At 43.7% G+C, this 13,231-nt stretch carries 7 protein-coding genes; 6 read left to right on the top strand and 1 reads right to left on the bottom strand.

The window, feature by feature from the left end:
• Nucleotides 1–190: 190 nt before the first annotated feature.
• Nucleotides 191–601, bottom strand: a complete 411-nt coding sequence (locus D0T57_RS11030; RefSeq protein WP_163273546.1) for a thioesterase family protein — start codon at nucleotides 599–601, stop codon at nucleotides 191–193.
• An 872-nt stretch (nucleotides 602–1,473) separates the two neighbouring features.
• Between D0T57_RS11030 and hepC the strand changes: the two genes are divergently transcribed.
• The 6 genes from hepC (at nucleotide 1,474) to D0T57_RS10995 (ending at nucleotide 13,189) form a co-directional block, all read left to right on the top strand.
• Complete coding sequence (gene hepC / locus D0T57_RS11020; protein WP_163273604.1) at nucleotides 1,474–3,555, top strand: heparin-sulfate lyase HepC; 2,082 nt, start codon at nucleotides 1,474–1,476, stop codon at nucleotides 3,553–3,555.
• A 24-nt stretch (nucleotides 3,556–3,579) separates the two neighbouring features.
• Nucleotides 3,580–5,715 carry a surface glycan-binding family protein gene (locus D0T57_RS11015; protein WP_163273544.1) on the top strand — a complete coding sequence of 712 codons (2,136 nt, stop codon included), beginning with the start codon at nucleotides 3,580–3,582 and terminating at the stop codon, nucleotides 5,713–5,715.
• Nucleotides 5,716–5,742: 27 nt separating this feature from the next.
• Nucleotides 5,743–8,877 (top strand): TonB-dependent receptor, encoded by a 3,135-nt coding sequence (locus D0T57_RS11010; protein WP_255490575.1) that lies wholly within the window; start codon nucleotides 5,743–5,745, stop codon nucleotides 8,875–8,877.
• 16 nt (nucleotides 8,878–8,893) lie between these two features.
• Nucleotides 8,894–10,588 carry a RagB/SusD family nutrient uptake outer membrane protein gene (locus D0T57_RS11005; protein WP_163273542.1) on the top strand — a complete coding sequence of 565 codons (1,695 nt, stop codon included), beginning with the start codon at nucleotides 8,894–8,896 and terminating at the stop codon, nucleotides 10,586–10,588.
• Between the two features lie 31 nt (nucleotides 10,589–10,619).
• On the top strand, nucleotides 10,620–11,906 hold the full coding sequence (locus D0T57_RS11000) for a DUF4995 domain-containing protein (RefSeq protein WP_185154670.1): 1,287 nt from the start codon (nucleotides 10,620–10,622) through the stop codon (nucleotides 11,904–11,906).
• A gap of 131 nt (nucleotides 11,907–12,037) precedes the next feature.
• Nucleotides 12,038–13,189, top strand: a complete 1,152-nt coding sequence (locus tag D0T57_RS10995) for a heparin lyase I family protein (protein WP_163273541.1) — start codon at nucleotides 12,038–12,040, stop codon at nucleotides 13,187–13,189.
• The last annotated feature ends 42 nt before the right edge of the window (nucleotides 13,190–13,231 follow it).

Genomic DNA, 13,231 nt, shown 5'->3' with positions numbered 1-13,231 from the left:
TGTTGCTAATCAGCATATAGAGCAATAAAATGTAACAAAAGTAACACTTTTTAGCTCCTTTTTTATTGTTACTTTTTCTTGTGTCGGCTTACCCTATGGGAAGCCGGAGACCAAGGCGCATATATAGATAAACCTACAGGAAGAAAATTCAAAGACGTCCTTTTTTATAATCCCCCTTCTTACTATCCCTTTATTCCAACAGATATTTACCCAAAACACTATCGAACAACTCAGGCTTACCCACTTTTCCATTCATCATGCAAGCGGTTTCGACCCTCGCCGTAGAACATACTTTGCCATCTCGCAGGCGAATGATTTTCTGGTTGAAGATATAGCGTACCCCCTCCTTTTCGATAGAGTCGACCGTACACACAAAGTCGTTTGCACCCCGCAGCGAATGTTTGTAGCGTATGTACACGCTTACCACCACGGCATCTATACCCTCTTCGTGCAATTCGTAAAAATTCAGCCCGTGCTTTTCCAGAAACTCGTGGCGCACAACTTCGTAATAATGCTGATAATTGGCGTTGTTCACAATACCTTGTGCATCGCATTCGTAGTCGCGCACTTTCATATTGTATTCGTATAATGGTTTACTCATACCTGTTACTTTTTCTGTTCATTTAAAGATTAACAAAGTTAACAGCTTTTTATTTATTATGCGAATCAGCAGTTGGAATAACTGCAAAACGTTTTTTTTATATTATGCATAAAAGCAATCTTGAGTTAAATATTTCATCTTTAGCTCATCCTGCCGCGCCCTCCTGGGCTTGTCCTCCCTTTTGGCATTGCCCAAAAGGAAGCAAAAGGCTAGTNGGCGACCTGTCATCGGTTTGCCGGCAGAAAGGGATAAACGGGCTCCGCCCCATCCCTTTCTCCGCCGCCTTCACCGGACAGGTTCCCGCCTGCGGAACTAATGCACGGAAAGCTGACGCACGACTAGAATTGTCGCAAACCCTTGTCTGGCGTTAGCCCGCGCCATTAGCTTTGCGTACGGGGCACCCACGCGATGCAGGCGGCGTAGAATGAAGTGGGATTGCTGTTATGCAACTTTGCTAAGCCAACAAAAGGATTGCTGTTAGTTCACTTCATTCAGCCGGCAAGACGCAAAGTGGGTCGTACGGCGAAGCGAGGCGCAAAAGCGTTTTTGGTTCCTTTTGGGGCTTAGGCCAAAAGGAACGCAAGCAATCTCTGATTGCGCGCAGCATAAAAAAAGAACATATAATTTAACTACTGATTGACATTGATTATATGAATATATGCCTTTTTTTTGCCTCAAAACTAAAAGGGGGGGCTCCTAATCTGCTGCTTTTCAAGTATTATCTGCTGTAGTTTGAATAAAATTGACATTATCTTCAATAAAATTGATATTAAATATGTAAAATCAATATAAGTCTGAATAATTTTAACTCAGCTCTTGCGAATATGAATATATCTTTGGTAATGATTAATTATCTTAAATCTAACTACGATATGAAGTATTGTATTTACATTCTAACAGCTATTTTCTTATTTGTTTGTTGCAATGACGACTCTTCCAACGATTTCTCAACTACAAATCCGGGAGGAACAGGCTCTTCGAAGCCAAATGATGTGATCAATGCAAAGCTTTTCGATGTTATAGACCTCAACTATCCGGGGTTGGAAAGAGCTAAAAGTTTTTACGAATCTGGACTTTACTACGATGCCGCAAAAGAGATGCTTGAATACTACAGGCTGCGCGTCAACGTAACCAATCCCAACTTGTCGCTTATCAATATCACGGCTAGCGAAGACGATAAGCTGAAAGCCAACTATGCAATGGATAACAGCCGCTTCTTTGTCAACAACTTCTACGAAGATGCCGATGCTAAAAAACCTTATTCATTAAATAATGGTGGTAAGATTAACTGGGAGTTCAAGCCCGACGGAGCAAGTGACGAATATCAGAAACAACTGCACAGGCACCAGTGGTTTGTACCACAGGCGAAAGTCTACAGAGTATCTAATGACGAAAAATATATACAGTCGTGGATAAGCGTATATAAAGACTGGCTCGAAAACAATCCGATGCCCGAATCGGGAACTAATACTACTACATGGTGGCAACTACAAGTAGCCGAACGGCTTACCGGGCAGACCCAATTGTTCGAATATTATAAAAATTCTGTAAACTTCACTCCTGAGTGGTTTTCAGAATTTATGGCTTATTTTGCCGACCATGCCGATTTTCTTGTCAAATATCCATACTCCGGTGGCAATATCCTTATCTCACAGGCCAATGCTTTGGCTTTTGCAGGAGTACTCTTTCCCGAATTTAAGAATGCTTCCGCATGGATGACCGAAGGCTATCAGATATTGGCTGACGAAGTAGGAACACAGTTTCTTTCCGATGGAATGCACCTGGAACTCGACCTTAGTTACCATATAGCTGCAATAGCCGACTATTACGAAGTAAAGAAACTTGCCGATGCCAATAGTTCGATAACAGGCAGCCTACCTACAAACTTTAACGAATCGTTGCACAAAGCCGCCGAGGTTGTGATGCACTTTACATATCCTAACTTTTTCGATACCAAGCTGAGCGATTATTGCGTACCCGGATTTAACGATACCCGGCAAAAATCGTGGTCAAGATCTGTCCTCAAAAGAAACTTTGGCAGGTATAACGAAATGTTTCCAAGCAACCAGGAACTATTATATATGTATAGCGTAGGCAAACAAGGTAAGCAACCTGCCACAACTCCTAAATCGTTCCCGGCAGCGGGGTATCACGTATTGAGAAACGGATGGGACAAAGCCTCTACTATGTTTATCCTCAGCAACAATTATGCAGAAGGCGCGATACAAATATGGAGCCACAACCAGCCCGACAACGGCACATTCGAGTTATATCACAATGGCCGCAACTTCTTCCCCGATACAGGCGTTTATTCCTATTATACAGAAGGTGGAGCCAATACCGACCGGAAATGGTATCGCCAGACAAAAGTACATAATACAATGACCCTGAACGATGGAAATATAACCAAAGCGCTTGGCAAGACACTCAAGGTAGCAAGCGATGCTACAGCCGAAGTCGTTGCCGTAGAAAATCAGGGATATACCAATCTGAAACACAGACGCTATGTGTTCTTTGTCGATAAGAAATTCTTCGTGTTGATAGACGAGGGAATAGGATCGGCATCGGGCTCTGTAGCTCTCAATTATCACTTGTGCGAAGGCAGCAATAGCGAGGTCGTTATCGACAATGCTGCAAACGGGGCGCATACAGCATTTGCGGATGGCAATAATATGATTATCCGCACATTCGCTAACAATGCAATATCTACTACTTCTTTCAACGGAAAAGTATCCTACAGTCCGGGAGTAGAAGCCGGCCGCAATTCTTTTTGTGTGAATATGACAAAAGAAGCCGGGCAAACCGCCCGCTATATCACGGTGCTTTATCCTGCCGGCGATGCTAGTTCGGTCTCGATAGATGCCGCCTTCAAAAATGCAGAATATCAGGAAACAGGCGTAGCAGCCGAAGTTACAATCAATGGAAAAAAATATGATGTCAAATGTGATTTATAATATGTTATATTAAATATATATACTATGAACTTAATTAATTCTAAATTCCTATTCATTTTGTCGATAGTATTATCATTCGTATCCTTCACGGCATGCAGTGATACAGAGACTACCGACGAAACAGACTTTGCACTTTATTACACAGGCATGACGGATATAGGCCCGTCGATGACCGGAGTAATCAGTTCCCCTTCATACATTGGAGGCCAACCTTCTGGTTTTGAAATATACAAAGTAACCTTTGACGGCGAACCGGTTTCTGGCGACAGTTTCAGTATAAATCAAGACGATGGAGCAATAAGCATCAGCGAAACTGCTGGAATGTCCGTCGGACTTTACAAACTCTCTGTCAAATGCTACTCGAACGGCAAGATGTACGAGTATGCCGACATTGTAGAAGTCAATATGATGAAACCCGTACCCGATGGCATCACCGTAGAACCAAATAAGCTGACTGCCGACTATGCCGACGTTATCGACGCTGCCAGTACTGTAGAATTGCCTACAGCGCAGGTATCGACAGACGGCAACCATGTATCTATCAAAAAATATGAGATTGCCAAAAGCGAATTTTCTAAATATTTCGAAATATCCCAAAGTGGTAAAATATCCATCGTAAGAGGTGATGCAACTTTAGTGCCGGGCATATATACCCTATCGCTGAAACTCAGTACAGGAGCCAACGGAGAAGATGAGGGGATATTCGAAAATGCTATCGAAATCAATATCACTTCACGTCCTTTAGAGTTGGTTTATACCCCTGCTGCCGGAAAAATAGAAGAAGAATCGGCACAAAGCGGAAGCACTATCTTTACAAGCAATGCGCCTGCACTCAAAGGATCGGTAGAAGGCTTGTCGTACTCTATCAAGAAAGTAACTCCTGCTACCGACAAAATATTGATAGATGCCGCAACCGGTGTATTGTCTGTTAATGCCAATCATGGGTTTGTTGCCGGAACCAAATATGTTGTAGACGTCAATGTAAAAAACATATATTCGGAAGAAGGAGTAGATTTCGTGACAGCTTTCGAACTGGAAGTGGTAGAATATATAGAACCTATCCAAAACTTTGGGTACGACAATATTGATGCCACACAGGCAGTAGCATTCGAGGGCAGCCCATCGGCAGGCTTCAAAGGCGACGAAGTACGTTTCGAATTTGTAGACCTTCCTGCAGCATTGCAAGAAAACGTGACGCTGGATCACGAAGGAAAGATCAGCGCACTCAAAGGCAACACCATTCCATTAGGAAGCTATACTGTAAAAGTAAAAGCTACTAATCCGAAGAGCGACCCTAATAATCCTACTATAGCTACATTTACGCTTACGGTGAAAGAAAACCCTAATTTCTTCACTTATGTACATTACGGAAACAACCTGGGACTGACTCCGAGCAAGGATTATGCGAACCAGTACAGGGCGGTTAACGGAGCTGCGCTGACAAGCGACACTCCTGAAACGGATGCAAAAGTAGCGTTGCACTACGAAATGACTAATCTCCATCAGACAGGTAGCTCTACAATAGATTCGAGCACGGGTGTAATAAGTATTGCCTCTAACTCTAAAAACCAATGTGGAATTATAGTAGTTACTGCAACAGCAGGAAAAGGTACACCGGAAGAATTTTCTATACAGACACATGTATTTGTCGATTATTCTGTTGCTGTCAACGGTGTGAAAATAGAATATACACCATTTGTTCTTCAGGTAAATCCAACAAAAGGAGGACGTTCAGTCAGCCCGGTTATAACTGGAGTTGCCGACATGACTAAGCTTGCGATGGATTATCGCCGGACATTCAATTATTTCAACTTCTACGGAACTCACACTAATGGACAGCCAAATGTAGCAGGATCTTTTATGAATCTTGTTTGGAAAAATTATTTCGACAGCATGGGATCGGCAACAAATAATACTGGTTCGAAAGATCCACTATCATATTACGTAAATGCAGGAAAATCGTCATTGGATAAAGCATTAGGCTATGTAGATCCTGCCTCTTTTGAAGTAGTAGTGAATCCTAACAAATGGGTTGTAGACGGAGAGCCTGCAAACGGAGCTATGACAGGACAAATAACATTTGATCCGGCAGGACCTAGCAATATTAACAATGGAGGCCAGACATTCCCTATTGTCTTATGGTTTGATAAGAATTTCTAATAAGCTACAAAAATGACATATAATATAATGAAAAAGACAAATATTAGTAAGTGGACAATGACCATCATGGCATTTTTGATGTCGGTGGGGATGTATGCACAACAGCTTACAATAAAAGGAAAAATATTAGACGAAACCGAAACCCCTTTGATAGGGGCTACGGTTTCGGTAGTGGGCAAAACCGTAGGAGTATCGGCCGATGCCAACGGAGAGTTTTCGATAAAAGCAGCCAGAGGCGAAACCTTACAGTTCAGCTACATAGGCTATGAGAGCCAAAGTATGAAAATAACCAACCAAAACTCGCTGGTAATAAGGATGCAACCAAAAGCCTCTTCGCTCGACGAAATTGTAGTAGTAGGCTATGGTACTATGAAACGCAGCGACCTCACAGGTTCGGTAGCCTCAGTTGGTTCTGAGAGCATCGAAGGCTTCAAAACCAGTTCGGTACTGGGAGCCCTCGGCGGACAGGTAGCAGGAGTGCAAATCTCCCAGTTCGACGGAACTCCGGGTTCAGGATTTAATGTCAACATCCGCGGGGTCGGCACACTGACCGGCGATGCATCGCCACTATACATTGTCGACGGATTCGAGGTTAGCAATCTCGACTATCTCGCAAACTCTGATATAGAGTCGATAGAAATACTGAAAGATGCCTCTGCATCAGCCATCTACGGAGCGCGTGCAGCAAATGGAGTTGTGCTGGTTACTACCAAATCGGGAAAAGTAGGCCGTCCGATGGTTACTTACAATGGTTCGGCCAGCTACCGTAAAATATACAAGAAACTCGATCTGCTCTCTCCTTACGAATTTGTTAGGCTACAGCGCGACAACAACGAGAGTAAACTCATTGGCGCTTATTATAGAGAAGGACTCGACGGCGAAGGCAACCCTTATAAATATCAATCGCTTGAAGACTACGTAGGAGTGGAAGGTATAAACTGGCAAGATGAAACATACCGCTCTACATGGTCGCAAGATCATAATTTGACAGTAAATGGAGGTACGCAGGACACTAAATATAATTTCTCTTTCAACAGATATACCGAAAATGGTATTTTCACAAACAGTGGATTTGATAAAACATCTGGAAAATTCAAGATAAACCAAACACTGACAAAAAAACTGAAATTCGATGCTACTTTCAACTATGCTATGACCAAAAGAAAAGGTGTTGGGACAACAGCCGACAAAGGGCGTTTCAATATGCTAGCCCAGATACTTGGCGCACGTCCTACCGGTGGATTGAGATATACTAACGAGCAAATTCTAGAAATGGCTATCGACCCCGAAATACTCGCAGATGGTGGCAGCCCGGCACAGTATAATCCGATCAAGCAAGCCCAAAATACGACAAACGACAAGCGTTACGAACTATGGTCGGCCAACTTGGGCGTTACATGGGAAATAATGAAAGGACTGACTTTCAGAACTGCCGGAACATATAATACGGCCAATACCCGCAACGACCTTTTCTTCAAAATGGAAACAAAAGAAGCATACCGCAACGGACAAAAACCTTATGGACAAACCCAGATGGGACGCAATGTGAGGTGGAGTAATTACAACCACCTGACCTGGAAAAAGACATTTAATAAGAAACATAAGCTTTCGGTCATGTTGGGAGAAGAGCTTGCGTTCAACAGTTCCGAATATTTGCAAGGGCAAGCGATGGACTTTCCATTCGACAATCTGGGGAACGACAATCTGGGAATAGGCGCAACTCCGAGCCGTGTGACAACCGATTACTACGACAAGAAGCTATTATCATTCTTTAGCCGTGCCGAATATTCCCTCAGCGACAAATACCTGTTTACAGGGACTATACGCGCCGATGGTTCTACAGTGTTTGCTAAAAATCATAAATGGGGATATTTCCCTTCATTCTCGGCAGCATGGCGGGTATCCGAAGAATCGTTCCTGAAAGATGTATCACCTATATCGAACCTCAAAGTGAGGTTGGGATGGGGAGTAGTCGGCAACGACCGCATACCGAACTACTTGTCGCTGAATCTGTATCAGATATCCAAATATGGACTTGGCACCGTAACCAACACTGTGCTTACTCCTAAGCAATTGCCAAATCCAGACCTGAAGTGGGAAGGTTCTTCGACAATCAATGCCGGTATCGACCTCAGTTTGTTTAACAATCGCTTGAGTATCACCACCGATTTCTTCATCAAAGATACCAAAGACCTCTTGCTGGCACAATCCCTTGCCCAAGTAACCGGATTCTCTTATCAATACCAGAATATCGGTAAAATAAGAAACAAAGGTATAGAACTAAGCATCAATAGCCGGAATATAGACAATAAGAATTTCTCGTGGTCTACAGTCTTTAATATTTCATTTATGCGTAATGAACTAAGGGCATTGATGTCGGGTGTCGACGCCATGTACTCTCGTTCCGGATTCGACAGCAACTTCACCGAGTACGATTATATGGCTGTTGTAGGCTCATCGCTAGGGCAAATATACGGGTATGAGTTCGACGGTGTATATCAATATTCTGATTTCAACACTACACCCGACGGACGATTGGCATTGAAAGATGGAATCACCAAAAATCTCCGCCTTTCCAATCTGGCTCCGGGTGCAGTTAAGTACAAAGACCAGGATGGCGATGGTGTAATTACCACCAACGACCGAACAGCCATCGGTAATGCCTTGCCAAAATGGTATGGAGGTATCACCAATACATTCGAGTATAAAGGTATCGACCTGAGCGTTTTGCTGCAATTCAACTATGGCAACGACATATATAACGCAACAAGATTATATTCTACCCAAACACATATGGAACGTACGAATTTGCTGGCAGAGGTAGCTGACAGATGGACTCCGACCAATGCATCGAACAAGGTGCCATCGGTAAAGGGGTATGTACAAAACGATGTATACTCGCGCTTTGTGGAAGACGGATCGTTTCTGCGCCTCAAAAATGTTACGCTTGGATACACCTTCCCTACCAAATGGACAAGAAAAGCATTTATTTCCAGGCTGCGTACATATGTATCGGGACAAAACCTGTTTTGCATATCAGGCTATAGCGGATACGATCCTGAGGTCACCTCAGCAGGAAACAATCCTATGACTCCAGGCCTCGACTGGGGAGCTTATCCTAGAAGCAGGGTATTTACTTTCGGTTTAGAAGTTCAATTTTAATTAAATGCGAATAAAAATGAAAAAGATAATATATTATATACTGATTCCGGCAATGTTGATGTTCAGTGCAGCATGCTCAGACTTTTTGGATGAGGAATCGAATACTGAAATAGATAAAGACAAGTACATGACCAATGCGGCCGAAGCCGAAATTGTATTACTCGGAGTTTACAGGGGTATGGTGCCCGAGGGCATGTACGGAAATTATTTATCTCTGCTGTTCAATTTGGGTACAGACATTGCCCAGGTGGAGGGAAACAGCAACGAGCGTTTCCGCATCATCCCTACAAACTCGTTTTCGGCCAACCAGGCAGAATTGCAAACTTCATGGGCAGCCCTTTACAATGCCATATACAATGCTAACGACTTTCTGGAAGGAATAGAGAAGAAAAAAGGGAGTTATAGCGAAAAAGATCAGGCGTTAGCTGAAATATATATTGCCGAAGCAAGGACTCTACGCGCCCTGTACTATTTCGAACTGGTACGCAGATTCGGAAACATTGCACTGATGACTAATACTGCCATGTCGTACCAGCATCCGTCTACATTTGTACAGGAAGACCCGATTAAGGTTTACGAGTTTATCGAACAAGACTTGTTATATGCCAGCCGAGTTTTGCCATATGATATAGATGATTCGTTGAGAAAGGGCAAGACTTACCGCCTGTCGAAGGGTTCGGCACTGGGACTGCTAGCCAAAGTATATGCTACTTGGGCGGGATATCCTATTAAAGATGAATCGAAATGGGAAGCTGCCGCTAAAACAGCAGAAATATTAATTACATCGGGCAAACATAGGATGCTCGACGATTACGAGCAGTTGTGGAAAAATGCCGGGGCAGGAGAATGGGATGCAAGCGAAAGCCTCATCGAAGTATCGTTCTATTCGCCAACCGCAGGAGGAGGGGCTTCAGACCCGATCGGAACTATTGGAAAATGGAATGGAGTTAAAACAACTATGATTGAAGGGGTAAGGGGCAGTTGTGCCGGGTATGTGAAGGTTGTACATACTTTCGTTCTCGACTGGAGAGAATATCCAGAAGACCTGAGACGCGATATTTCTATCGCCAACTACCAGTACCTTGCCGAGAAAACGCTTTATGCAAAAGGAAGCAGCGACACACCCGAACAAGCAGAGATAAACGATGCCGACCCTACAAAAAAACAAAAGGAAAAGCAATACTATACTCCTGCCAAATGGGATATAGAGAAATATGTACCGCAAAGCAATATGCTGATCAACAATAATAAGTCGAACGTAAACTGGTATGTGCTCCGCTATTCGGAAGTGCTGTTGCTCTATGCCGAAGCAATGAACGAATGGAAAAACGGCCCGACCCCAGAAGCATATAAAGCAATAAACATGGTTCGCCGCCGCGGATACGGATTGCCGACAGACGTTGCCAGCAATGTAGCCGATTTGCAAGACGGGCTGGATGCAAAAGGATTCCGCGAAGCAGTACGCAAAGAGCGTGCATTTGAGCTAGCATTCGAAGGGCACAGGCGTCTCGACCTTATACGCTGGGGCATCTATTACAAAACGGTGAAAGAGACTGCCGCTCGTTTGGGCAACTGGTGGTCGACAAACGGCGCGCCTAACTATCTAGTGGCAACACCGGGCTACACGACAGAAGGAAAACACGAACTGTTCCCCATTCCTCAACGCGATATGGATCTTATGAGCCAGTTCGACCAAAATCCTCTTTGGTAATATTATAAATGACAAAATAAATATTGAAAAGATGAATTATTCGAAATTAAACCTGACTATGTGCATCTGCCTGTTAGCGGCAATGATATCGTGTAACAATAAACCAAAAGATGATTATAGTTGGTTGAAAAACAGCATAGATGTATCTGTCGCACAGCTAGACATGACGTCAGCCGAACTAGCCGACTCGGCAAAATTGCCCCGTTCGATATGGGTGGAATACGATTCGGCATTCCTTTGCAGGCAAATAGAAGCTGATTATTCAACATTCAAAGATTCGCTACGCCCCAATCCCGATGCCGAAAAAATAGGGCAACGCAAACTTACCGGCGTATATGACTGGACCAGCGGATTCTTTCCCGGAAGCTTGTGGTATGCATATCATATAACAGGCAACGACCAAATGAAAGATCAGGCTGCGAAATTTACCAACCTGCTCTATCCGGTCAGCTATTATAAAGATACGCACGACCTTGGCTTTATGATCAATTGCAGCTATGGCAATGCCGGGCTTTTTTCGCCAAACGATACAATCAAGGCAGTTATAGTAAGAACAGCTGACAATCTTATCTCAAGGTTCGATCCGGCTATAGGCGCCATCCGCTCATGGGATTTCGGTACATGGAACTTCCCTGTCATCATCGACAATATGATGAATCTCGATCTCCTCTTCAATGCCACGAAACTAACTGGCGACAATAAATACAAGGAAGTGGCTATCGCCCATGCCAATAAGACGATAGCACATCATTTCCGTCCCGATTATTCATCCTATCACGTAGTTAGCTATAACAGCGATGGTACGGTTGAGCGTAAGCAAACACATCAGGGCAAGAACGATGAGTCGTCATGGGCTCGCGGACAAGCATGGGCTGTATATGGTTATGTATCGTGCTACAGGGATATCAAAGACACTACATATCTCAGCCAGGCAGTAAATATAGCTGAACTGATAATGAACCGTGTCAAGACCGCCGACCTTATCCCATTGTGGGATTACGATGCTCCCGACGCAGAAGAAACTCCTCGCGATGCTTCTGCCGCAGCTATCACAGCAGCCGCATTCATCGAGTTGAGCACAATGGTTGAAGATGGCAGCAAGTATTTCGACTATGCCGAAACGATACTTCGCAACCTGTCTGGCGAGACCTATCTGGCACCTGTTGGTACCAATCAGGGATTCATATTGAAGCATTCTACAGGTTCGCTACCTAACGGTTCGGAAATAGATGCGCCGCTCAATTATGCCGACTACTATTTCCTCGAAGGGCTGAGCAGGTATATGGATATTAAGAATATCAAATATAAGGATCTGTAAGCCTGGTATTAATTTTAGCGGATCGTATATGTCAGAATATCTTTTAGTATAATTCCGGCATATACGATTTTGCTATTATATAACGCCGATTATTAGTACCTTTATTAGCAAAACCAATATCAGAAAACACCATGCACAAAATATTAACTTTTGCATCTTTCGTTTTCCTGTTTCAGCTTGCACTGGCACAGGATAACAACTTGAAACCAATAACCGAAAGGGTAAACATACAAGTCGATTCGGCCCGCACGGCACAAATTATCGACGGCGAATGGGTAGCGGTAGGCACAAAGAAAAAACATGCTGTCACTTACGACTATTCCCTGCCATTCAATGGTAAGCCGTCTTTCCGCTTCGAACTGAAAGAAGGCGACAATACCTTATCGGGATATAGTGCCGGCGAGACGAAAGGAAGAGCCGAACTGTCTTACTGTTATGCCACACCGGAAGACTTTGCCGGACTTTCGTCCGAAACATACGCCAATGCACAAAAGATGAAAACCGTATATCATTATGGGAAAGGAATCAGCAAACAGGGCAGTACCATGAAATACACATTTTCGGTATATGTACCTTCATCGTTGCGCGACGACGTTTCTACCATCTTTGCCCAATGGCACGGGATGCCCGACCGCACGCTCGTTTCCACTCCCGATGGAGTAGTAAAGAAACTTACGGATGCCGAATTTGCAGATTTGTACGACCGTATGATCTTTAAAAAGAACATTGCGCACGATAAAATAGAAGTAACCGACCCCAAAGGCAACATAACCTATAAGGCGGGAAAAGCCAATGGCTGGTTGGTAGAACAGGGTGGTTATCCACCGCTTGCATTTGGCTTTACTAATGGTTATTTCTACATCAAAGCCAACTCGGACAGGAAATGGCTGACCGACAAAACAGACCGGTGCAATGCCGATCCGGCAAAGGTGGCTATAATGCAACCCGTTACGTCCGACTACAAAGCCTCTACGATAGCATACAAGTCACATTTCGACGAATTTCCGAAAGATTGCTGGATAACTTTCGTCACCGAGGTTAAATGGACAGAGTATAATGGGCAGAGGGAGGAAATAAAAGCTCCCGGAAAACTGGATGTGAAAATGTCGTATAGTAAGGATGGTAAAGCAATATCTAAACATATCGTCGAAAACGAAACAATACTCATAGGACGCAACGACGACGACGGCTATTATTTCAAATTTGGTATATACCGAGTCGGCAACAGTACTGTTCCTGTATGTTACAATCTGGCCGGATATAGCGAAGAAGAGTTAAAATAATCTGAGAAATGCTCAAAAGCTTAGTTTTTTCATAGCTATTGC

The sequence above is a fragment of the Dysgonomonas sp. 511 genome (assembly GCF_010501105.1).
GTDB lineage: Bacteria > Bacteroidota > Bacteroidia > Bacteroidales > Dysgonomonadaceae > Dysgonomonas.
Note: the sequence above shows the minus strand (reverse complement) of the source record. Positions and strands in the feature narration are given on the sequence as shown.